The organism is Roseibium aquae (genome assembly GCF_008711285.1).
In the GTDB taxonomy this organism is placed as follows: Bacteria; Pseudomonadota; Alphaproteobacteria; order Rhizobiales; family Stappiaceae; genus Roseibium; species Roseibium aquae.
The window spans coordinates 44,096-65,757 of record NZ_VXDC01000013.1 but is presented as its reverse complement, the minus strand read 5'-3'; the positions used below and the strand labels follow the sequence as shown (position 1 = coordinate 65,757).

Below are 21,662 nucleotides of genomic sequence, written 5' to 3'. Positions count from 1 at the left end.
TGAATCATAAATGCCCCCTATCGACGATTTGATGACATATAACTCATTCGGGTGCCCTTAATATGGCGCCCTACTTGACCCGTTAAATAGGTCCGGGAGGTCTGCGAACATCGATCCCGGTGAATAACCTACAGAGCCGATGGTAGTGTCAAATATCTTTTGCACTTTCGTTTTCAGACGACGGCTCTTCGGGTTTGGTTTTGCTCCTGATAGAGCAGAGCCATGCTCATATATCTCCGGGCTGACCATTTGCCGGACGTACAACATACAAATTCTTTCGCACATTTTTAACTTGAGACGGTCCCTTTAAATTGATTGAAGGGAGCATGGCATGATGGATGACGACGACGGCAAACAGATGAGCAAAGTGATCAGGATCGATGACGCTCTGATTAAAGACCATCCGGGAGAGATGGTGCGCGGCACTGACGTAGCGGTGTTGAACGCGATGCTGGACGCGGAGGCAGACCTCGTTGAATGGCTTGTCCACCACAACACCGAACGCCCGCATCTTGGCTATCGAAACGTGGGACGCAGACCAATCGAAACCGTCATGTTATTCGTCAGTCAAGAAGGTTATGCGGATTCGTTATGAGTGGAACGAAGGCCGTCAGGGCACACAACGGGCGGGCAGCTACGAGCGGGATCTTCACACCAAGGTGGGTGAGGTGAAGCTGAAGACGCCAAAGCTTCGCCGCCAGACCCCGGATCGTAGTCCGGGGCAGGCTCTTCGAGACGGCAATCATCGAGCGCTATCAATGACAAGAAAGCAGTGTTGAGGAGGCCCTGATCGAGATGCTGAGACCCTGAGCGCCGTTGGTTCAAGCGAACAGGTCAAACGGCCGGTGTTTCCGTCCGTCGCATATAGGACATCACCGAGGCGTTGTGGGGGACGCGGTTCAGTCCCGGCACGGTGTCAAACCTGAACAAGGCTTCCTCGACGATGCTTTCCCGGCGCTGATACCGTTCGGTAATGGCTGTCTCGAAGAGCCTGCCCCGGACCCGGACTACGATCCGGGGTCTGGCGGCGAAGCTTCGGCATCTTCAGTTTGACTTCCGCCGCCTTCGTATGCGGCGCACGCTCATAACTGCCCGCCCGCGTATCCTGACGACCTTCGCTACGTTCACAACGACCAGCCCCACAGAGCCGGCCTGCTTCAGCATCGAGCATTGCATTCAGCGCTTCCTCAACCGTTCGGCGCACCATCTCGCCCAGATGGTCCTTGATCCGGGCCTCGTCGATCCGGATCACATTTAAAATCTCGTCAGTCTCAATATCGTTCGTCATTCCTCGCTCCCTTCAATCAAAATAAAGGAACTGTCTCAAACCCGAAATGTACGAAAGCCCTTGTACGTTATCAGAACCGTCGAAGACCTATGGGCGGCAACCGCGTCTGCCATATATGCGATCACGCCCTCTGAGGCGAGAAACTACTTCACTGCGTCGGTAATTGAGCCGGAGTAAGCAAGCAATGCTTTAGATGTTTGGTTCCGGGATGAGATGGTCTGGATGAAGTCTGAATCGTTCCGACTCTGAAATCCACTTTTGCATGACGAACTCAAACACGGTGAGGCCTCTAAGCGCTTTCATTCGTTTTGCGAAGTTGTAGGCGTTGAGAAACGTCGCAAGGTGCTCCCGAAGCCGGTCGTGGGTTTTGTAGTGATACCGCCGTAAGGTCGCATCTTTGATCGTACGGTTCATGCGTTCGACCTGGCCGTTGGTCCATGGACAGTTCGGCTTTGTCAAACGATGGTCAATGTCGTTCTGGGCGCAGGCCAACGGGAAGGCGTGGCACCGGAAAGCCTCTTGCCGCGCGATCAGTTCACGCAACTCGGCTGCGGTCCACATATTGCCTTTCGGGTCGGTGAAGTGGGTTCCATTGTCGGTCAACACCGTATGGATTTTGTAAGGAACCGCGTCGATCAGACGGCGCAAAAAGTTCGCTGCGTCGCGCCGGGTAATGCGTTCGTGCAACTCGGCGAACGCGTACTTGCTGGTCCGGTCAATAGCAACGAGCATGTAGAGCTTGCTCTCATCGGTCCAGACCTCGGCAATGTCGATGTGAAAATATCCAATCGGGTAGGTCTTGAACTTCTTCTTTGGCTTCGTTCCCTCGACATCTGGTAAGCGACTGATGTCGTGACGCTGAAAAAGGCGGTGCAAAGAAGACCGTGTCAGGTGCGGGATGCTGGCTTGCAGTGCGTAGAGGCAGTCATCAAGTTGAACAGAGTATGGCGGCGGAAGGCAACAGCCAAAGCCTCTTCCTCTTTGCTGAGAACGGTTGAACGTACCTCGCTCGGTCCCATCGGTGCATCGTTCACACTGTCTCTCTTATTCCACTTCGCCACTGTCTTTGGATTGAGCCCGTAGATCCGGCTCAACTCCGCGATCGAAGCTTGCGATCGCTGTATTGCTGCTCGGACAGCGTGGGTGGTCGAGGCGCATCCGTGAAGTACTTGGCCCATAGTTTCTCCCTTCTGTGGTGGCACATTGATGCACCATCACACTCTGGGACTAAACATCTAGCACCGGGGGCAAGGTCAGATCGGGCGGAGGATGTTGAGCAAATGGCTGCGCTCCCGCGGGTTCACATAAAAATAAGACCGCACACGCATTGGAGCAGGAACGCCCAGCGCTGATGATGCAGAGACAGGCCTGGTTCGACAGGCAGCTTGATCTTGATCCGACCAAACTCGTCTTCATTGACGAGACCGGTTTGAATACGAAGATGGCGCGGCTGCGCGGACGGTCCCTGAAGGGAGAGCGGTGCCGGGCAGGCGTTCCCCATGGCCACTGGAGTGAGGGCGCTGGCCCGCCACCGGTTCCGGGGCAAGCCCGAACGACAACGTTCACCGGAGCCTTGCGCCTGAGCGGCATGACGGCCCCGATGGTGCTCGACGGTGCCATGAACGGCGCCGCTTTCCTGGCCTAGGTCGAGCAAACCCTTGTACCGACGCTGCCACGGGGCGATATCGTCGTGATGGACAAACTGGCGGCCCACAAGGCGGCCGGCGTCCAGGAAGCCATTGAAAGCGTTTGTGCCGAACTGCGCTATCTGCCGCCCTATAGTCCCGACCTCAACGCGATCAAGATGGCGTTTTCGAAATTCAAGGTCTGTTACGCGCCAAGGCGGAGCGGACTGGACGCCCTGTGGAACTCCGTTGGCGACCTCTGCACCCTCTTCAAGCCACAGGAATGTGCCAACTACTTCGCTGCCGCCGGATATGAACCAACATAACGCGGATGCGCTCCACTATTCACGCAGCCAGCATCTGTTTTCTCAAACCGCGCTCCATGATCAGCCCAATCGCAAGACTACCGAAGGCGCAGGCGATCAAGTAGCCCTTATCAAGTGATTGATCCGGATACCCGAGATAATAGCCGGTACGCATCCACTCCACTGCGTGAAACACCGGATTCCAAGAGCACCAATAAACGATCTGCTCCGGCCAAGTATGGAGATAAATTGGCGCACCTGAGCTTAAATAGTAAATGATCATCGAAAGCCCGTAGACCATGGCGAAAGCAGGCACAATCGCAGTAATCACACTGGCGACTATCCCCATGCCAAGAGCAAAGATTAAAACAAAGACCATTGCCAGCAGGACCTCGCCCGGGTCGCGGGGTGTCGGATCGCTGCCGAGGGAAACGAGGACGATCACCATCAAAGTACCCGCTAGGATAATCCCGATCAGTTCCAGGAAAGCGCGGGCGATGACGATGTCCAGAAGGCGCACCACCGGGAAGGCCATCATGCTTTTGTTGGCAAGCAGCGAGATTGACATGAACCGGGAGACATACATGAAGGAGATAGCCGGCATGAGTCCGGTCGCGAAGAACAGATTGAGGTCGTCGCCAAAGGCCGTCTTTTTGCCAACGACTGAATACACTGTGAGAAGAATGATCATGTGCCCGAGAGGCATCAGAGGAACGATCAGAAAGCCCAGGCCATGATCGAAAAAGCGGCTGCGGATATCGCGCAGCACCACTGCATGCATCACGTTTCGCTTCTGTTTCAGCGCATCGGCAATAGTGATGGTTGACTGAGATCCTGCCGGCCGTGCTGGTTCTGCAAGAATTTCGGTCATCGTTCCGATGCTCCTGACCAGGTTCGGGGAGCGCAGAACCGGGGGTTGGGCATGATCAATCCAGCTTATTCCGAATTAAGATAATGATTCCCGAGACGCTCCCCCATAGGACGGCCGAGGCGAGAAACGCCAGCAACAGGCTCAAGGGCACATTAGGATACTTATGGGTGTCCGGTTGCGTCGGTTCCGTGAATGCGTCAAGATAAACAAGTTGAAGCGAACTGACCAGCCGGACTTTCTCAAGTTCGCGGATCGCCGAGGCGAGGCGCTGCTCAGCCAAATCAAGTTCAAGCTGAAGATCCTCAAATTTTCGGGAATGCCCCGCGAGGGTTTCCCCGTCTTGTCCGGCGGCTTCCGATTTGAGCGCTGCAATCTGCACCTCCTGTGCCGCAACCTGGCGGTCGAGCTCTTGAAACTGCGGAGCGCTTCGGTCCACACTCTCAGCCAGTGCGGCGCGGCGCGCCTTTAGACTTGCCAGCTCGGATTCCAGACCGGTCAGCACCGTCACCAGCCCGTCCGCGGCGAGCGAGACGTCATAGATACCGGTTTGGTTCTGCAGGTCGCGGTAGCGGTCGCGCAGCGCGGTAAGCTCCGCGCTGGCCGCGTCAACATCCAGGCGGGCGGATGTCATCAGCCCATCCCACATGCCGGCGCTCAGCTGGTTCACGCGCTGTTCGGCAAGCTCAAGGACGATTTCCATCAGCTCATGCGCTTCTTCAGGCGAGTAGGCATGAACCTCCAGTTCGACGATCCCGCTTTTTGGGTTGACCCAGCTGGAGTACTTGCCGGACCAATAGTCCAGCACCTCTTCCTGGGTGGCTTCAGAATCAAGCCGGGCGATGAAATCTATTTCCGGGCGGGCATAAAACCCCTCGAAATCCATGTGTTCTCGGAGATCTTGGACGATGGCCGGGCTGTCGAGATAGTTGAGAGCGATCGCCGTGTCCTGGACAATCTTCGCCTTCGGTTCGACCGTCTCGCTCGAAAAGCGGTCGCGGGACAGCATCGGCGCGGAGGAGCGCAAGACAAAACGCACCTCGGAGACATAGACCTTGCTTGCCAGGAGGCCAAAATACACAACGCTGAGGCCAAGCGGTAAAACGAAACAACATATAAAGGACGCGACCAGCAGTCTGGCGAAGATCTTGTCCCGGAAGCGGGGCGTCAGCCCCGCGAGGCGGTAGAGATTGCGGCGGCTGCGGTTCTCGAAGGTAAGGGCGCGGGCATAAGAACTGAGGGCCGCCGCCATCTTCTGGCTCTGAACCACAAGCGACCGCCCTGCGCTTTCGGTCAGCGGAGTGTTCTGGTCAGACATCAGTCATCCTTGAGCTTCCTGCCTAGCGGTTCAGGCGCATGTAGGTTGCAACGCCCTCTTCAATATCAGTGAAATGCACCAGATGACCATCGATGAGAACCAGAACCTCATCGCAATAATCCTTGATCGTACCCATGTCATGCGAAATCATGATGACATCTGAACGCTCTCTGCGCGCATTGAAGGCGTCGCGGCACCGACGTTGGAAATTGGAATCACCAACGGCAGTGATCTCGTCCACCAGGTAACAATCGAACTCGACCGCCATTGACAAGCCGAAGGCGAAACGCGCAGACATCCCTGAAGAGTAGGTTCGCAAGGGCTCGTTCATATAGCTGCCAATCTCAGCAAACTCACTGACGAAGCGCAACACGCGTTGATGGTCCTCGCCATAGGCCCGAGCGACAAATTTCAGGTTCTCCTTTCCACTTAGCATGGGGTTGAAGCCTTGGCCGAACCCAAGCGGCCAGGAAACGCGCACGGCCCTCCTTACCCGGCCCTTGTTCGGGAGCTCCGCTCCGGAAATCAGGCGCATGGTTGTCGACTTACCGGCGCCGTTGACCCCGAGAATCCCGTAGGAGGTGCCGCGCTCAAAATGGATGGTCTGGTCGCGCAGGACATATTTGCGATGACCCGCGGTTTTGTAGAATTTCGTTACTCTGTCCAATGTGATCATCACTCACGTCCGGTGATCCTGGATAGATAGCCAGATCAGCGTTGCCGTGACCCAAAGCGTCAAAAGGCCGACAGCGAAGATCAGCCAAGCTGACAGGCGCTCTGGATACCTGGATTCTTCGGGCAATTGCGCATTGGAGAAAACCGAAACATAGGTGGTACGCCGCAGCGCAGTCGCCTTGGCCGTGTCGAGATTGCGGATTGCAGCCTCGTAGATCGCTTGAGAAACAACTCTGCGTGTTTCCAGACGGGAAAACTCGGTCAGCTGATCGGACAGCTGGATCCCGGAAGCCGCCTGGCCCGCCAAGCTATTGCGCCGAAGGGCAATTTCGCCATCGAGCGCGGCAATTGTCCGTTCCATCTGGCGCACTCTAGCGGAATCTCCGGCATTCGCCGCTTTGAGCGATTCTAGTTCGATATCCATTGCAAGCTTTTCCTGCGTCAGCTTGGCAATGACCGTCAGACCCAGCTTGGCCATCGATACCGGGTCCAGGATACCGGTCTCGTTTTGGTAGGCTTGAAGTTCGTTGAGCGCCTGCTGATAATCCGCTTGCGTCGCTTTCACATCCCGTTCAGCACGCGCCACAAGATCGTTTTTCGCCTTTTCGGAAATGCGGTCGATCATCTCGTCAGCTGCTGCCAAAGCGGCGTTTAGCATCACCACCGAATCTTCGGGGGAAAATGCGCGGATGGTGAAAACAATGATCCCGGATGGCCCATCCACATAGGTGTCCACCTGCCGCTGCCAGTATCTGTGAAGTTCTTCGAAAGACGCATTCGACGAAAGACGCGACAGGAAATCGATGTCTTTCTTCGAAAACAATTGCTTCAGCCCGATTGTTGCATCCAGCGTCCTCACGAGATCAGGCGATTCCAGGAAATTTGCGACAATGTAGGAATCTTGCGTCAGCGAGTCGCCGCCGATCATGGCGCGGCCTTCGCGGGCTTCTGAAGTGCTGACGCGCTCGCTCACCCCAATAGTACGAACGATCATACGTGTTTCGGCCACATATTGGCTGCTTGCAATAAAGCCATAGTAGATCGCGCAGAGCAGGCTCGGAAGAACGACAGCCAGAAAAAATGAGGTCCGCTTCTTGAAGTATCGCGCATACCAGGTTCGTAACGCACCATCGTCGTCGATAAACGCGACCGGGTCCCCGTCGTTGCGCCTTTCGAGGTCCAACGCTTTGCCCGAATGTTCTATTTCAAGGCTCATGCTTCACCTTCGCCCGCGACCAACACGCTGTGTGAGATTTTAAGGCAGCACTGTTGCAAACAAGGGGTGCCAATTCATAGACAATTCAGACCGGTTGCACGAGCCGTGAGTTCCTCGGCCGCTTTGCCCGGGTCGGATAATCCGAAGTGGTTATGGCATTAACATGGCAGAAGGGGCCACCGGAAGCGGCGCTTTCGGCGAAAATCCTGCGGGCAAACCCGCACCATGTCATTTCATCAGGTCCGACAAGATGAATGGTTTCGGCGAGCCGCATGCTTCTCCCCGCCGCCCAGTCGTTGCAAATCGTTAACAGACCGTCGGCAATGTCATGCGCCTTGGTCGGATTGCCGATCTGGTCATCAACGACCGAGATTTCATCCCTCGTTTCGGCAAGCTGGAGCATGGTCTTGTAGAAGTTCTTGCCATAGGGGCTGTACACCCAGGCGGTGCGGACAATCACATGGTCCGGAGTGGCCGCGCGCACGGCCTCCTCCCCGGCAAGCTTCGTCTTGCCGTAAACCCCGATAGGGTTGACGGGATCCGACGGCAAGTAGGGGCGGTCCAGTTCCCCGTCGAACACATAGTCGGTGGATATCTGGATGATCCGGGCCCCGATCTTCGCGGCTTCCTGCGCCAGGATGCCCGGCGCCCAGCCGTTGATCGCCATCGCCAGCTCGGGCTCGTCCTCGGCCTGGTCGACGGCAGTGTAGGCGGCGGCGTTCAGGATGACATCCGGTTTGGTCATGGCCACGGCGGCGCGGATCGTTTCCTCCCGCGCCAAGTCCAAAAGGATCTCCGTCCCCTGGCGGGCCGCGAAGACAAGCTCGAGGGCTGGATGGTATGGCGCCCGGTCGGCGAGGCACCGGGCCACCTGACCTTCCTTGCCGGTGACAAGGACCCTCATCCGTCTGCCCCCGCGGTTTTTAGCGTTCCGAGCCGTTCATACCCCTGCTTCTTGCGGATCGGACCCCACCACCAGTCATTGGCGAGATACCAGTCGACCGTCGCTTCCAGCCCGGTCTCGAAGGTCTGCGACGGGCTCCAGCCCAGGTCCCGGCGGATTTTCGAGGCATCGATTGCATAGCGCCGGTCATGGCCGGGCCGGTCGGTGACCATCTGGATGAGATCGGAATAGGACCCGCAGCCGGCGCGAGGCCGCTTGCGGTCGAGGATCGCGCAGATGCTGGTGACCACATCGATGTTGCGCCGTTCCGCGTTGCCGCCGATATTGTAGCTTTGGCCGGGAACGCCCTTGGTCGCAACGAGATGCAGCGCCGCTGCATGATCGACCACATACAGCCAGTCGCGCACGTTTTCGCCCTTGCCGTAAACCGGCAACTCGCGCTCGTCGAGCGCGTTCAGGATCACCAGCGGGATCAGCTTTTCCGGGAAGTGGAACGGGCCGTAGTTGTTGGAACAGTTCGACAGCACCACGGGAAGGCCATAGGTCTCGTGCCAGGCCCGCACCAGATGGTCGGATGAGGCTTTAGAGGCGGAATAGGGTGAGGACGGCGCGTAGGGCGTTTCCTCCGTGAAGATGCCGCTGTCAAAGGGCAGGTCGCCAAAGACTTCATCGGTGGAGATGTGATGGAAGCGGAACCGCTCGCGCTTGTCCCCGGTCAGGCTTTCGTAGTAGCCGCGGGCCGCGTTCAGCATCTGAAAGGTGCCGATGATGTTTGTCTCGATAAACGCGCCTGGACCATCGATCGACCGGTCCACATGACTTTCAGCGGCCAGATGCATGATGATGTCGATATCATGCTGGCGCAGCAGGCTCGCGATCACCGGACCGTCACAGATGTCGGCCTGGGCGAAGACGTAATTCGGCTGATTGTCGACCGATCGCAACGAAGCCAAGTTGCCGGCATAAGTCAGCTTGTCGACATTCAGCACGAAGTTTTTTGGATCAGCCGCTAGAAGCCGGCAAACGGCCGAGCCGATGAACCCCGCGCCGCCCGTGATCAGAAATCGCATTGCTCAAACCTCGCAGTGAAATCCGGTTTCCGTCTCCGCCAGAAGACCCGCCGCCCGGTCCTTGTCCGAGAGGATCACGGCACTGTCAATCGGCCACTCGACGCCGATTTGCGGGTCGTCGAAGCGGATGGACCGGTCGCAGTCCCTCGAATAGTAGTTCGACACCTTGTACAGGAACTCGGTGTCCGGCTCGAGGGTAACGAAACCGTGTGCGAACCCTTTCGGCACCAGAACCTGGTTCCATTTCTTGGCGGAGATCTCGACCCCGACCCACTTGGCGAATGTCGGCGATCCCTTACGGATGTCGACAACGACGTCGAAGACCGCGCCGCGGGTCACCCGCACGAGCTTGTCCTGGGCAAAGGGCGGCGTCTGGAAGTGCAGCCCCCGCAAAACGCCTTTTTGCGCCGAAAAGGAATGATTGTCCTGAACGAAATCAATTTCGATCCCGGCCTCTTTCAAGACCTTGGCATTAAAGGTCTCCGAAAAGAAACCGCGCTCGTCCCCGAACTTTTTCGGAATGATCTCAACGACACCCTCCAAACCGAGAGGGCGGATCTCAGTCATGGCCGGTACTCCTTGACGCATGCTCTCATATATTCACCGTAACCCGACTTGCCGAGAACGATCGCCCGCTCAAGCACTTCATCGGCCGTGAGCCAACCATTCAGGAACGCGATCTCCTCCAGGCAGGCAACCTTCGTTCCTTGCCGGTGTTCGATGGTGCGCACAAAGGCGGACGCCTCATGCATGCTGTCGACGGTGCCGGTGTCCAGCCACGCATAGCCGCGCCCGAGGGTTGCCACTCTTAGATCGCCGCGCTGGAGATAAGCGTTGTTGACGTCGGTGATTTCGAGTTCGCCACGCGCCGAAGGCCTGACATTTGCGGCAATATCGAGAACATCATTGTCGTAGAAATACAACCCGGTCACGGCCCAGTTCGACTTCGGTTGCACAGGCTTTTCCTCGATGTCCAGCGCCTTGCGTGTCGCCGGGTCGAAGTTGACGACGCCGTAACGTTGCGGATCAGAAACATGGTAGGCGAACACGGTCGACCCGGAGGGTTCTGCGATGGCGGCCTTGCACAGCTGCGATATGCCCGCGCCATAAAAGATATTGTCCCCGAGAATGAGCGAACACGGCGCTGTTCCCACGAAGGACCGGCCAATGATGAAGGCCTCCGCCAGTCCGTTGGGTTCAGGTTGCGCGGCGTAGGTCAAACTAATCCCGAACTGTGAACCATCGCCAAGAAGCGACTGGAACAACGGCAGATCGCGCGGCGTCGAGATAATCAGAATATCGGAAATCCCCGCCAGCATCAAAACGCTGAGCGGATAGTAGATCATGGGTTTATCGTAAACGGGAAGGATCTGCTTGGAAACCGCCATGGTCATGGGGTAGAGGCGGGTCCCACTTCCTCCGGCAAGGACGATACCTTTCAAAGAACCCTCCAATGTGTTGCCATTCGGATTGAAAATTCGGGTAGGTCATCGCGTTTTCAGACCAGCAATGCAAGGCATTCTTGGCGTTGATGTCTTCACACCCGGCTTTCACTTCCAGTCCACCGGCCCCCGGCCCGCAAAAGGCGGCTATCCGGCTCAAGGATCTGGATCGAGGACCGGAACGCATCGGCGTGAAAGCGCCGGACCTGTCTCGCGTTTGGAGACACCCCCTTGCCTTCCCAGATCCTTGTTTCAGACGATCTGCGGCTTGACGATCCGACCGCTGTCGCGCCACTGTTGCCCCATCCGCACCCGGCGCCAATCAACATGCCTCGCCGCAGGGCGTCCTGCATCCCTCATTTACCGATCTGGATTCCGCACACCGATGACCGATACCTCCGCCTCCTTGGTTTCAATTGAAACTTCCGGACCAATCGCCCTGATCAAATTGAACAATCCGCCCGTCAATGCCGCTTCCCATGCCCTGCGTGCGGGTCTGGTTGAAGCCATGGACACCCTGGCCAGCACGTCGGACGTCAAAGTGGTCGCGATCTACGGAGCCGGCACCACGTTCATCGCAGGGGCTGACATCAAGGAGTTCGGGATGCCGCCCAAGGATCCCTGGCTGCCAGAGGTGTGCAATCGCATCGAGGCCATGGAAAAACCGGTCATCGCAGTGCTTCACGGCAATGCGCTTGGCGGAGGCCTCGAAGTCGCGATGGCGGCCCATGCCCGGATCGCTCTGCCAGGGCTGACAATCGGCTTCCCGGAAGTGACCCTCGGCATTTTGCCAGGCGCAGGCGGAACGCAGCGGGCGCCCAGATTGGCCGGCATTTCCGCAGCCTTGGATCTAATTACCACGGGCAAACGGATCGGTGCGCAAGAGGCGCTCGCACTCGACCTTGTGGACCGGATTGAGACCGGAGATCCGCGGGACATCGCCATGGTGGCGGCGCAAGACGTTCTTGATGGCCAGCTCGCCACCCGCCGGACTGGCGAACGGGCAGTAGAGCCAGATCCGGCCGCGATTGAAGCCGCAAAGGCCCAGCTTCAAAAAACACAGCCCAACCTCTTCGCACCGCACAAATGCGTGGAAGCGGTCGCCGCGAGCACAAAGCCGCTTGCTGAAGGCCTGGCAACCGAGCGCGCGCTGTTTGAAGACTGCATGAACAGCCCGCAGCGCGCGGGGCTGATCCACGCCTTCTTCGCCGAGCGGGCGGTTACGAAAATTCCGGAAGCCAAAGAAACGCCGCGCAAGGTCGAAACGATCGGCGTGATTGGCGGCGGCACCATGGGATCGGGCATAGCGACCAGCTGTCTGCTGGCCGGGGTCACGGTCATCATGGCCGAGCGGGACGAAGAGGCTGCGGCGCGCGGGCGGTCGATTGTCGAAAAGAACCTGGAAGGCGCCGTGAAGCGCGGAAAACTTGCGGCGGACAAGCGCGACGCCATCCTGTCCAATGCCTATTCCACAACCACCGACTACAGAGCTTTCGCCGACGCCGATCTGGTGATTGAAGCCGTTTTCGAGGATATGGACGTCAAAAAAGACGTCTTCTCCAAGCTCGACGGCATCTGCAAGCCGGGTGCGATCCTAGCCACCAACACATCTTATCTCGATGTCAACGAAATTGCAGCCGTCACCAAGCGGCCTCAAGACGTGATCGGCCTGCATTTTTTCTCGCCCGCCCACATCATGCGGCTTTTGGAAGTCGTCGTGGCCGACAAGACGGCGCCGGACCTCGTGGCAACCGGGTTTGCCCTTGCCAAGCGCTTGAAGAAAATCGCCGTCCGTGCGGGTGTCTGCGATGGCTTTATCGGAAACCGCATCCTCAACACCTACAAGGCCGCCGCCGACTATCTGATGATGGATGGCGCGAGCCCGGAAGAGATCGACAACGCCCTCACGAACTATGGCTTCGCGATGGGGCCGTTCGCCGTGTCGGACCTTGCGGGCCTCGATATTGGCTGGGCCGCCCGCAAGCGCCTCGCGCCGACCCGCCCCGCGGAAGAGCGTTACGTCCCCATTCCGGACCGGATCTGCGAACAGGGCTGGTTCGGACGGAAAACCGGACGCGGGTTCTTCGTCTATGGCGAAGATGGCGTCACGCCGAACCCGGACGTTCTGAAGATCATTGACGAGGAGCGGGAGAAAGCCGGGATTGCGCCGCGCAGCTTCTCGGAAAAGGAGATCACCGACCGGATCATGACGGCGATCATCATGGAAGCAACAACGATCCTGGAAGACGGGATTGCGCTCAGGCCGATCGACATCGATGCGGTTTACCTCTTTGGATATGGCTTTCCCCGGTTCCGCGGCGGCCCGATGCACACGGCGGATGCGATTGGCGCGGGCGAATTGGTGCGCCGGATCGAGGCCTATTCACAAGAAGACGCTTACTTCTGGAAGGTACCCGCGCTCTTGAGCGAGCTCGCGGAAACCGGCGGTACGTTCGCGGACCGCAACGGCTGAGGCCGGGTCAGATCGCGGTCAGGCCTCCGTCCACGGCAAGCGCCTGACCGGTCATGGCGGTATTGCGTGGCGAGGCCAGCCAAAGAATAGCCTCGACCACCTCTTCCGGCGTCACGATCCGGCGCATGGGCACCCGCTGGGTGAACCGGTCCCGGGTGGCCTGGGTGTCCAGGCCGCGCCTCTGCGCCAAATCCTGCGCCATGCCATCGAACATGGGCGTTTCGGCAAAGGACGGGCAGACCGCGTTGACCCGGACGCCTTTCGACGCCACCTCATCGGCCGCCGAACGGGTCAGACCGATGATCGCGTGTTTGGACGCTGCGTAAGCCGACAGACCGCCGGCGCCGACCAGCCCCGCCACGGACGCAACATTGACAATCGCGCCGCGCCCGGCCGCCAGCATCGGCGGCAACTGATGCTTCAGGCCCAAAAACACGCCACGGGCATTCACACTCATCATTCTCTCGAAAACGTCGAGGTCCAGATCGCTCAACTGCGTCACGGCATGGACCAGTCCCGCATTGTTGATCGCCACGTCCAGCCGGCCGTACCGGTCCAGTATACCCGCGATATGAGCGGACACCTCTTTCTCCGAGGACACGTTAAGGCAAGTGCCGAAAACATCGGCGCCGGTCGCGGACAGACTTGCGACCAGCGGAGAGAGCCTGTCGCCATTCAGGTCAGAGAGCGCCAATGTTGCGCCTTCTTGCGCAAATCGTTCTGCCGCACGCGCGCCGATCCCGCGAGCAGCACCGGTAATGAGCACCACCTGTCCGGCAAAAAGGCCCTCAGCCATGCCCGGCTGCTTTCAGACCATCGGCGGCAAATCCCGGAACATAGGCGCCAAGCTGCAAGCCGCGTTCGGGATCCGACGCATTCCCGTCGAGCGCCCGCTTTTTGACTCCCTGAAGTATCGCGCCCATACGAAACGCGCAAAAGGCGACGTAGAACCCGAAATTCTCAATGCCGCTCAAGCCCGTTTTCTCGCAATAGGCCGCGATCACCGCGTCATCGGCCGGAATGCCCAGCGCGGCCCGGTCCACCCCTTGCAAGCCGCGATGCTCCGGTCCGGTGGGTCTGCCCCACTGCATGATCAAGGCCGCCAGATCGGCAAAGGGATGCCCGATGGTCGACAGTTCCCAGTCCAGGACCGCCACACAGTCCGGCCCGGAACGCGCGAACAGCAGATTGTCGATCCGGAAATCGCCGTGAACCAGGCTGCGGCGGCCATCATCTTCCGGCGCATGGGCATCCAGCCATTCGATCAGCCGTTCCATATCGGCAATCGGCTCGGTTTCGCTGGCCCGGTACTGCTTGGTCCACCGGTCGATCTGACGACGGTAGTAGTTGTGGCCCGGCCCGTAATCGGTGAGCCCGCGCGCTTCCAGATCAATGGAGTGGATTGCAGCCAGAACACGAATCATTTCCAGATAGATGGAACGCCGTTCCGAAGGCGCTACGCCCTCCAGACACGGATCATCGAATGTCCGGCCGGTAACATGCTCCATGACATAAAACGCCGAGCCGATGACCCCGTCGTCCTCACACAGGGCCAGCATTTTGGGAACCGGGACATCCGAGCCAGAAAGGGCCTTTTGAACCCTATACTCCCGCTCGACGGCATGCGCGGATTTCAGCAGCGTTCCAGGTGGCTTGCGCCGCAGAACAAAGGTCTTGTCAGGCGTGAAAAGGCGAAAAGTCGGGTTGGATTGGCCTCCGGCGATTTTCTCGGCCCGCAGAGGACCGCTAACCCCCTCGACTTCCCGTTTCAGCCAATCTTCGACGGCCCGGACATCCAGCCCGCCAAGCGCTTCATTGCCTAATGATGTGTCCACCATTCGCCTTTCCCTGACATGGAGATCAATTCTCAGCGCTGCCCAGAATGAACCGGTTCAGCCAAACGGCCGCCAGTGCCGGCCGGTCCCGGCCGTCGATTTCCACGGTCACGCCCCAGCCGATATCGACCTGTCCGGATGCCTTTTCCGCAAGCGTCTCAAGCGTGAACCGGCCGCGCACGCGGTCCCCTGCCATGACCGGGGCAAGAAAGCGAACCCGGTCGAAACCGTAGTTGACCGCCATGACCTGATCGGCGATCCGGGGCTGAGCGTCCACGCCCATCGCCGACAGCATCGACAGGGTCAGGAAGCCGTGGGCAATTGTCCCGCCAAACGCGGTTTGCGCCGCCCGCTCCGGATCCACATGGATGAATTGATGATCTTCCGTCACCCTGGCGAATGCATCGATCCGGCTTTGATCGAGCTCGAACCAGCGCGAGACCCCCACCTCCTTGCCGACAAGCTGCTCCAGCTCGCTTCGGGTCACCGGTCCTGGTCGGAGATCGACAGTCATTGCAGTTTCCTTCCTCACCCGGTTTCCGGAAGCGCATGTTCCGCAAACTGCTTGCGCAAAGTGAGCTTGGACACCTTGCCAGTTGCGGTCAGCGGCAATCCGTCGACATAGACCACGTCGTCGGGCAACTGCCACTTGGCGAAATGCTGCGCCAGCATCTCCAAGAGTTCTTCCTTCGGCGCTTGCTCCCCATCCCGCGGCTGCACGACCAGCAAGGGCCGTTCGTCCCATTTGGGGTGCGGCACGGCGATCACCGCACAACTGGCAACATTTGGATGCGCCATGACGACATTTTCCAGATCGAGCGAGCTGATCCATTCCCCTCCGGACTTGATCAGGTCCTTGGCGCGGTCGGTGATCATCAGAAAACCGTTTTCATCGATGGTGGCGATATCCCCGGTCCGGAACCAGCCTTCGGCGTCGAAAGCGTGGGTGTTTGCCGCCTCGTCTTCGAAATACCCGGATGTGACCGCATGCCCGCGCACAAAAAGATTGCCCGGAGACTTGCCGTCATGCGGCAAACGGTTACCGAGATCGTCGGTAATTTTCAGATCGACGCCAAAAACACGGCGCCCCTGCTTTGCCTTCAGGTCGATTTTCTCTTGCTCGGGCAAACCGGTCAGATGAGCCGGCAGCGACCCTTGGGTGCCCACCGGGCTCATCTCCGTCATGCCCCAGGCGTGGCAGACCTCCACACCAAGCGTCTCAAACGCCTCGATCATGGATCTCGGAGCCGCGGATCCCCCGACCACGACATGGCCGAAGCTGTCCGGCAGGCGGCCCTCGGCGGCGATCTGGTTTTGCAGGCCAAGCCAGACGGTCGGCACGCCCCAGGCCGAATAGACCTTCTCGTTCTCCATCAGATCGAACAGGCTTTTGCCATCGAGCTTCGGCCCCGGGAAGATCAGGGAGGCGCCGGTCAGCGGGGCGGCGTAAGGCAGGCCCCAGGCATTGACATGGAACAGGGGCACGACCGGCAGAATCCGCCGACCTTCCTGCAGGGCGGCGGGTATCGAGAGCGAGACCATCATGGCGTGCAGCACCGTGGATCGATGCGTGTACAACGTTCCCTTTGGATTTCCCGTCGTACCGGACGTATAACACAGACCCGCCGCGGTCTCTTCGGGAAAGTCCGGCCAGTCGATCTCGGCAGGTTGCCCGTCCAGCAGCTCTTCGTAGCATAAAAGACCCGGCAACCTGCTGTCAGGCATGTGGGCGCGGTCCGTCATCACGACAATCTTCAGGTCGGACGGTAGCTCCGCAGCCAGCCCTTCCAGGATCGGGACGAACGTGAGATCGGTGAACAAAAGCCGGTCTTGAGCGTGGCGAATGATATAGAGCATCTGCTCGGCGGAGAGACGCGGATTGATCGTGTGGCAAACAGATCCGATCCCGGACACGGCATAGTACAGTTCGAAATGACGATACCCGTTCCACGCAAGGGTCGCTATCCGGTCCCCCATCCGAACCCCCAGACCCTTCAAGGCAAAGGCGAGTTGGGCCACGCGTTTTGCCGTTTTCCGGTAGGTCGTGCGGTGAAGGCCACCCTCGGCCGTGACCGAAACGATCTCCGCCTCCGGATGCACGCTTGCTGCAAAATCCAGGATGTCCGAGATCTTCAGCGGACGGTTCATCATCAAGCCGTTCACGGCGTTTCCTCCCTTGCTCGGTTTCTTATCGCTTTTTATTTCAGCGTTTTGGGCCACTATAGACCGGAAACGGCGAATGGAAACTGGTGACCTTCGGAAAGCCTTCCGGGGCGAACGCGGGGCGCCTTGTGTTGACACCGCAGGCCATGTTTGAGTTTGGGAACATGCCGCAACCTTGGAGCCTTTCGTGAAACTTGTTGTTCCCCCACCCGTGGTCGGCCTCACCGGGGCTGCCGGCATTTGGGGCATGGTCACACTCGCTCCCGGACTCGCCATCGATTTCCCGGGAAAGACCGCACTTGGCCTTGGGTTTGCCGTGGCAGGCCTCCTGCTGGAAGGCTGGGGCGTCGGCCGTTTCATCCGCCGTAAAACAACGGTCAATCCGCTCAGGCCCCAGAAGGCCTCCAGTCTGGTGATCGAAGGCCCGTACCGGTTCACGCGTAACCCGATGTATCTTGGCCTTGCGCTGCTTTTAACCGCCTGGAGCCTGCACCTGGGGGCGGTTTTGCCGGGCGCTCTGGTGATTGCCGCCGTCCTCTGGTATCTGACGGAATTCCAGATCAAACCGGAAGAGGCGGCGCTGGAAATCCTGTTCGGTGCGCAGTACCACGCTTACAAATCCCGTGTCCGGCGCTGGATTTAATCCACGCATCATCCCCCAGCCTTTGGAGCCGATGTGAAAGTCGCTGTCATCCTGCCGCGCGGCATGGTTTTCTCACCCAAAGGCGCGACCTCGATCGATCTGGTGGCCCATGATCTCTATCAGGCAAGCCGCTACAAAGAGAGCACCTATGTGATCGGAGCCGGCGTTCGGGAACCGTTCGACGGGGTCGATTTCCGCCCGGTTGAAGCGGAGTCGCAGGCTGAGTTCATCCGGAAGGCGGCCGGGATACTCAAATCCGATTTGCCCGATCTTGTCGTTGTCCACCAGCATCCTGAAAGCGCGGCGGCAATCTCCCGGTTCTGCGCGCCTGTACCTGTTGTCCTGCACCGGCACGGATTGATGCGTCACAAACGGGGCTGGCTGTCGCGATGGCGCAAAGGCCGGTCCCTGAAGCCCATTCATGGCTTCATCTTCGTCAGCGACTTCATCCGGCAAGGCTTCCTCCGTGCCTATCCGCACCTAGAACCAAAAACCTCCGTGGTGTTCAACGGTGTCGACTGCCGGGAATGGCGCCCGCTCGAGCGCAAGAACCAGACGGTCATCTATGTCGGCAGGGCGCGCGAAGACAAAGGGGTGGACATTCTTCTGGATGCGTTCAAGGACATACGGCAGCCAGGCTGGCATCTGGACCTGGTCCTCGGGGTTCAGACCGATGCGGAACGCGCCTATTTCCAGCGGATTGGCGCGAAAGTCGCACCGGACGAGCCTATCTCGATTTTTCGGAATCTGACCTCATCCGAGGTGAAAGGCAGGCTGGGGCAGGCTGCGATCGCCGCTTTGCCCTCGATCGTGGAAGAGGGGTTTCCCCGGGCGGTGGTCGAAGCCATGGCGTGCGGCTGCGCAACGATCGCCACGGCCAGCGGCGGGACGCCGGAGGCAGCTGGAACCTGTGCAATCCTCCTTCCCCGATCAGAAGCCGAAACAACCGGCGAAAACCTCGCCGCAGCCCTGCGCGGCTTGATCAACGACGAACAAAAACGGATGGCGCTTTCGGAAGCCGCGCGGCGGCATGTATTGTCCACACTTGATCTCGCAGCGGTTGCTGCCGCATATGACGCTTGCCTGGACCGTCAGCTTGAACCGGACCCCTTATGACTGTGCCAAACATCTCGATCGGGATCATGGTCTGCACGTGCGAACGGCCCGTGATGCTGGAGGCATGCCTGACCAGCCTGGTTGGCCAGATGACCAGCGACACCTGGTCGCTCGAGATCTGCGTTGTTGAAAACGATTCCGAACCCAGATCAAAGGCGGTTGTCGACCAGATCGCGGCGAGCGCCCCGTTTCCGGTTCACTACCGGCTGGAACCCCGGCGCGGGATTCCCTTCGCCCGCAACCGGACGGTGCGGGAGGCCCTCGAGCGGGGCTATGACTGGATTGCTCTTATCGACGACGACGAGATCGCCGAACCCGGCTGGCTTCAAGCCCATATGGCGGCGCTTCACCGCTATGCGGCACAGGTGAGCTACGGCTTTGTGGACGAACATTTCGAGGTCCTGCCACCCGCATGGTCCAAGCTGTCGCCGATGACACCGGAGCCGGAGGGCAAGTCCCTGACCCGCGCGTCGACCTGTAATGTTGTCTTCTCTCGCGCCCTCATCGATCCCGCGAACAGCGGTTTGACGTTCAATCCGGTGTTTATGGGCGGCTACGAGGATCTGGACTTCTTCGAGCGGGCTCACGAGGCCGGCCATCTGATCATTTCAGCGCCACAAGCTGTTGTCCGCACGACATTTCCCGCGAGCCGAACCACACCGGACCGGATCCTCCAGTCCGCCTATGCGGGCGCAGCGGCGCGCGCCCAAGCCTCCTATCTGCGGCATGGATCCGCCAGGACGCTGCTGAGATTTGGTTTCTCCGCGGTTCGCCGCCTTGTCTCCGGCAGCGCAAGTGCCGGGGCCGGGCTCATCCTGAAGCCCTTCCTGACGCAGCAGGGCACCAACCTCTACTATAAAGGCCGGATGCGGCTGGCACGTGGTCTCGGAAGCCTGTCGGGCCTGATGCACCGGCCATCAACCTATTATGACACAGTCGATGGAACATAACGCGGTGACCCACGAGGAGACCGGGGCCTTGCCCGCCCGCCTGTTTTGTTTCTGGACCGGCGACAATCCCATGTCGGACGACCGGAAACGATGCCTGGATTCGCTTCGGAACACAGGCTTTGAGGTCAATCTCGTCACGCCGGCCAATTTGGACGGCTGGCTCGTCGCGGGGCACCCGTTGCATCGGGCCTATCCCCATCTGAGCGCCGTGCACCGCTCGGATTATCTGCGCGCCTATTTCATGCATCATCATGGCGGCGGTTATGCCGACATCAAGATGACCCGTGAATCATGGCTGCCGAGCCTTGACCGCCTGTCAGAAAACCCCGGGGCGCTCGGCATTGGATACACCGAAAAGAGCGCCAAGGGTGTGGCCCACGTTCATCGCCATAGGCTCCAGGGAAAACCGTATCTCAGTGACCAGCCGGTTAGCCGGCTCAAAGCCTGGATCACCTATCGGCGTTTGCGTCTGAACTGGCGGTCCCTGATCGGAAGCTGTGCGTATATCCTGCGCCCGAACACACCGTTGACGTCAGCCTGGATATCGACGATCAACGCCCGGCTCGACATCGCCGAACCGGATTTGCGCGAATCCCCGGCAGACGATCCCCGAGCGAAAAGAGAAGCCGGCCGGAACCAAGCCGATGGGTATCCCTTGCCCTGGAGCTTTATCTGCGCGGATGTTTTCCATCCGCTTGTCTACGAATACCGGAACCAGATCCTGCACGGGCTTCCCACGCCGAGTTTCAAGAACTACCTGTGACCCGCCAAATAGCCCCGCGAACGGCCAAACCCGGATAGATGAAGATGAATGAAAAACGCATATTGGTGACCGGCGGTGCCGGCTTCCTCGGTTCTCACCTGTGCGAAGTGCTTCTGGCCCGCGGCGATGAAGTGATATGCCTCGATAATTTTTACACGGGCAACAAGCGGAACATCTACCACCTCATTCAGAACCCGCGGTTTGAACTGCTACGCCACGATGTGACCTTCCCGCTCTACATCGAAGTCGACGAAATCTACAATCTGGCCTGCCCGGCCTCGCCGATCCATTACCAGCGCGATCCGGTTCAAACGACCAAGACGAGCGTCCACGGCGCGATCAATATGCTTGGACTTGCCAAGCGCACCGGAGCCAAGATCTTTCAAGCCTCGACCAGCGAGGTCTACGGCGATCCCGAAGTCCATCCGCAACCTGAGGACTATTGGGGGCGGGTCAATCCGATCGGACCCCGGTCATGCTATGATGAAGGCAAACGCTGCGCGGAAACCCTGTTTTTCGACTATCACCGCCAGCACAGGATGGATATCCGCGTCGCCCGGATCTTCAACACATACGGCCCGCGCATGGACGTCAATGACGGCCGCGTCGTGTCAAATTTCATCTGCCAGGCCCTGCGCGGCGACCCCATCACGATATATGGCGACGGCAAACAGACCCGGTCCTTCTGCTATGTGGACGATCTGATCGACGGGCTGGTCCGCTTCATGGACCTCGACCCATCGAACCCGGGGCCGGTCAACATCGGAAATCCCGGTGAGTTCGAAATGCTGGAACTCGCCGAGGCCGTGTTGGAGATTACCGGCTCCAGGTCCCAGCTGGTCTTCAAGGACCTGCCGGTGGATGATCCGAAGCAAAGGCGGCCGGACCTGACACGGGCAAACACACTTTTTGGGTGGCAACCGACGACCGAGCTGAAACACGGCCTGACCAAGACCATCGCCTATTTCGATGCGCTGCTGTCGGGAAGCTTGAACGCCACGCCCTGAT

General features: G+C 59.1%; 20 protein-coding genes and 3 pseudogenes. 9 read left to right on the top strand and 14 right to left on the bottom strand.

All coding sequences use genetic code 11. From position 1 onward, the window contains the following. Positions 1–331: 331 nt before the first annotated feature. Together F0184_RS20665 and F0184_RS20800 are read left to right on the top strand one after the other, a co-directional pair. On the top strand, positions 332–595 hold the full coding sequence (locus F0184_RS20665) for an integrase core domain-containing protein (protein ID WP_150497594.1): 264 nt from the start codon (positions 332–334) through the stop codon (positions 593–595). Beyond that, positions 588–931, top strand: a pseudogene (locus F0184_RS20800) (transposase); the annotation flags it as partial. The gene F0184_RS20665 and the pseudogene F0184_RS20800, both read left to right, overlap by 8 nt. Here F0184_RS20800 and F0184_RS17975 read toward each other — a convergent pair. Beyond that, positions 917–1,288, bottom strand: coding sequence for a transposase (locus tag F0184_RS17975; protein WP_206668374.1), 372 nt, complete (start codon positions 1,286–1,288; stop codon positions 917–919). The pseudogene F0184_RS20800 and the gene F0184_RS17975 overlap by 15 nt on opposite strands. A gap of 189 nt (positions 1,289–1,477) precedes the next feature. Beyond that, positions 1,478–2,466: pseudogene (locus F0184_RS17970) on the bottom strand (IS481 family transposase). 70 nt (positions 2,467–2,536) lie between these two features. Between F0184_RS17970 and F0184_RS20795 the strand changes: the two are divergent. Continuing rightward, a pseudogene (locus tag F0184_RS20795) lies at positions 2,537–3,239 on the top strand (transposase); the annotation flags it as partial. 19 nt (positions 3,240–3,258) lie between these two features. Here the strand turns inward: F0184_RS20795 and F0184_RS17960 are convergent. The 8 genes from F0184_RS17960 to rfbA all read right to left on the bottom strand — a co-directional run bounded on the left by F0184_RS17960 (position 3,259) and on the right by rfbA (position 10,711). Then, on the bottom strand, positions 3,259–4,089 hold the full coding sequence (locus F0184_RS17960; protein WP_150497593.1) for an ABC transporter permease: 831 nt from the start codon (positions 4,087–4,089) through the stop codon (positions 3,259–3,261). Between the two features lie 55 nt (positions 4,090–4,144). After that, the gene (locus F0184_RS17955) at positions 4,145–5,404 is read right to left on the bottom strand and encodes a KpsE/RkpR family capsule polysaccharide export protein (RefSeq protein WP_150497592.1); all 1,260 of its coding nucleotides are present in this window, start codon (positions 5,402–5,404) and stop codon (positions 4,145–4,147) included. Positions 5,405–5,426: 22 nt separating this feature from the next. Beyond that, positions 5,427–6,080 carry an ABC transporter ATP-binding protein gene (locus F0184_RS17950; protein ID WP_150497591.1) on the bottom strand — a complete coding sequence of 218 codons (654 nt, stop codon included), beginning with the start codon at positions 6,078–6,080 and terminating at the stop codon, positions 5,427–5,429. A 3-nt stretch (positions 6,081–6,083) separates the two neighbouring features. Then, on the bottom strand, positions 6,084–7,295 hold the full coding sequence (locus F0184_RS17945) for a KpsE/RkpR family capsule polysaccharide export protein (protein ID WP_150497590.1): 1,212 nt from the start codon (positions 7,293–7,295) through the stop codon (positions 6,084–6,086). An 85-nt stretch (positions 7,296–7,380) separates the two neighbouring features. After that, positions 7,381–8,199, bottom strand: coding sequence for a dTDP-4-dehydrorhamnose reductase (gene rfbD / locus F0184_RS17940; RefSeq protein WP_150497589.1), 819 nt, complete (start codon positions 8,197–8,199; stop codon positions 7,381–7,383). Next, the gene (gene rfbB, locus F0184_RS17935; protein ID WP_150497588.1) at positions 8,196–9,269 is read right to left on the bottom strand and encodes a dTDP-glucose 4,6-dehydratase; all 1,074 of its coding nucleotides are present in this window, start codon (positions 9,267–9,269) and stop codon (positions 8,196–8,198) included. Before rfbB ends, rfbD begins: the two co-directional genes overlap by 4 nt. A 3-nt stretch (positions 9,270–9,272) precedes the next feature. Further along, positions 9,273–9,836, bottom strand: a complete 564-nt coding sequence (gene rfbC / locus F0184_RS17930) for a dTDP-4-dehydrorhamnose 3,5-epimerase (RefSeq protein ID WP_150497587.1) — start codon at positions 9,834–9,836, stop codon at positions 9,273–9,275. Continuing rightward, positions 9,833–10,711, bottom strand: coding sequence for a glucose-1-phosphate thymidylyltransferase RfbA (rfbA, locus tag F0184_RS17925; RefSeq protein WP_150497586.1), 879 nt, complete (start codon positions 10,709–10,711; stop codon positions 9,833–9,835). The genes rfbC and rfbA overlap by 4 nt, the downstream gene beginning before the upstream one ends. Positions 10,712–11,096: 385 nt before the next feature. Between rfbA and F0184_RS17920 the strand changes: the two genes are divergently transcribed. Next, positions 11,097–13,184: a 3-hydroxyacyl-CoA dehydrogenase NAD-binding domain-containing protein gene (locus F0184_RS17920; protein ID WP_150497585.1), complete on the top strand. Its 2,088-nt coding sequence runs from the start codon at positions 11,097–11,099 to the stop codon at positions 13,182–13,184. Between the two features lie 7 nt (positions 13,185–13,191). On the opposite strand, the gene F0184_RS17915 is transcribed toward F0184_RS17920, so the two are convergent. Genes F0184_RS17915 through F0184_RS17900 form a run of 4 tightly spaced genes read right to left on the bottom strand, consistent with a single transcriptional unit; the run spans position 13,192 to position 17,182 of the window. Beyond that, on the bottom strand, positions 13,192–13,980 hold the full coding sequence (locus tag F0184_RS17915) for an SDR family NAD(P)-dependent oxidoreductase (RefSeq protein WP_150497584.1): 789 nt from the start codon (positions 13,978–13,980) through the stop codon (positions 13,192–13,194). Next, a complete protein-coding gene (locus tag F0184_RS17910) occupies positions 13,973–15,022 on the bottom strand; it encodes a phosphotransferase family protein (protein ID WP_150497583.1) in 1,050 nt (349 codons plus the stop codon). The genes F0184_RS17915 and F0184_RS17910 overlap by 8 nt, the downstream gene beginning before the upstream one ends. Before the next feature lie 22 nt (positions 15,023–15,044). Beyond that, positions 15,045–15,533 (bottom strand): MaoC family dehydratase, encoded by a 489-nt coding sequence (locus tag F0184_RS17905; RefSeq protein ID WP_150497582.1) that lies wholly within the window; start codon positions 15,531–15,533, stop codon positions 15,045–15,047. A gap of 14 nt (positions 15,534–15,547) precedes the next feature. Next, on the bottom strand, positions 15,548–17,182 hold the full coding sequence (locus tag F0184_RS17900) for a long-chain fatty acid--CoA ligase (RefSeq protein WP_150497581.1): 1,635 nt from the start codon (positions 17,180–17,182) through the stop codon (positions 15,548–15,550). A gap of 187 nt (positions 17,183–17,369) precedes the next feature. On the opposite strand from F0184_RS17900, the gene F0184_RS17895 reads away from it, so the two are divergent. Genes F0184_RS17895 through F0184_RS17875 form a run of 5 tightly spaced genes read left to right on the top strand, consistent with a single transcriptional unit; the run spans position 17,370 to position 21,661 of the window. Beyond that, complete coding sequence (locus F0184_RS17895) at positions 17,370–17,825, top strand: methyltransferase family protein (protein WP_206668371.1); 456 nt, start codon at positions 17,370–17,372, stop codon at positions 17,823–17,825. A gap of 33 nt (positions 17,826–17,858) precedes the next feature. Next, entirely contained in the window at positions 17,859–18,941 is a 1,083-nt protein-coding gene (locus F0184_RS17890) for a glycosyltransferase family 4 protein (protein WP_150497580.1), read from the top strand. After that, positions 18,938–19,891, top strand: a complete 954-nt coding sequence (locus F0184_RS17885; protein ID WP_150497579.1) for a glycosyltransferase family 2 protein — start codon at positions 18,938–18,940, stop codon at positions 19,889–19,891. Before F0184_RS17890 ends, F0184_RS17885 begins: the two co-directional genes overlap by 4 nt. Next, complete coding sequence (locus F0184_RS17880; RefSeq protein ID WP_150497578.1) at positions 19,881–20,654, top strand: glycosyltransferase family 32 protein; 774 nt, start codon at positions 19,881–19,883, stop codon at positions 20,652–20,654. The genes F0184_RS17885 and F0184_RS17880 overlap by 11 nt, the downstream gene beginning before the upstream one ends. 44 nt (positions 20,655–20,698) lie before the next feature. Further along, the gene (locus F0184_RS17875; RefSeq protein ID WP_206668370.1) at positions 20,699–21,661 is read left to right on the top strand and encodes a UDP-glucuronic acid decarboxylase family protein; all 963 of its coding nucleotides are present in this window, start codon (positions 20,699–20,701) and stop codon (positions 21,659–21,661) included. Position 21,662 lies beyond the last annotated feature (1 nt).

Bases quoted from the DNA above. Each gene is read 5' to 3' on its own strand.
- F0184_RS17910 (WP_150497583.1), bottom strand. From the start codon at position 15,022: ATGGTGGACACATCATTAGGCAATGAAGCGCTTGGCGGGCTGGATGTC.
- rfbC (WP_150497587.1), bottom strand. From the start codon at position 9,836: ATGACTGAGATCCGCCCTCTCGGTTTGGAGGGTGTCGTTGAGATCATT.
- rfbB (WP_150497588.1), bottom strand. From the start codon at position 9,269: ATGCGATTTCTGATCACGGGCGGCGCGGGGTTCATCGGCTCGGCCGTT.
- F0184_RS17880 (WP_150497578.1), top strand. From the start codon at position 19,881: ATGGAACATAACGCGGTGACCCACGAGGAGACCGGGGCCTTGCCCGCC.
- F0184_RS17875 (WP_206668370.1), top strand. From the start codon at position 20,699: ATGAATGAAAAACGCATATTGGTGACCGGCGGTGCCGGCTTCCTCGGT.
- F0184_RS17975 (WP_206668374.1), bottom strand. From the start codon at position 1,288: ATGACGAACGATATTGAGACTGACGAGATTTTAAATGTGATCCGGATC.
- F0184_RS20665 (WP_150497594.1), top strand. From the start codon at position 332: ATGATGGATGACGACGACGGCAAACAGATGAGCAAAGTGATCAGGATC.
- F0184_RS17945 (WP_150497590.1), bottom strand. From the start codon at position 7,295: ATGAGCCTTGAAATAGAACATTCGGGCAAAGCGTTGGACCTCGAAAGG.
- F0184_RS17950 (WP_150497591.1), bottom strand. From the start codon at position 6,080: ATGATCACATTGGACAGAGTAACGAAATTCTACAAAACCGCGGGTCAT.
- F0184_RS17955 (WP_150497592.1), bottom strand. From the start codon at position 5,404: ATGTCTGACCAGAACACTCCGCTGACCGAAAGCGCAGGGCGGTCGCTT.
- rfbD (WP_150497589.1), bottom strand. From the start codon at position 8,199: ATGAGGGTCCTTGTCACCGGCAAGGAAGGTCAGGTGGCCCGGTGCCTC.
- F0184_RS17905 (WP_150497582.1), bottom strand. From the start codon at position 15,533: ATGACTGTCGATCTCCGACCAGGACCGGTGACCCGAAGCGAGCTGGAG.
- F0184_RS17920 (WP_150497585.1), top strand. From the start codon at position 11,097: ATGACCGATACCTCCGCCTCCTTGGTTTCAATTGAAACTTCCGGACCA.
- F0184_RS17915 (WP_150497584.1), bottom strand. From the start codon at position 13,980: ATGGCTGAGGGCCTTTTTGCCGGACAGGTGGTGCTCATTACCGGTGCT.
- F0184_RS17960 (WP_150497593.1), bottom strand. From the start codon at position 4,089: ATGACCGAAATTCTTGCAGAACCAGCACGGCCGGCAGGATCTCAGTCA.
- F0184_RS17885 (WP_150497579.1), top strand. From the start codon at position 18,938: ATGACTGTGCCAAACATCTCGATCGGGATCATGGTCTGCACGTGCGAA.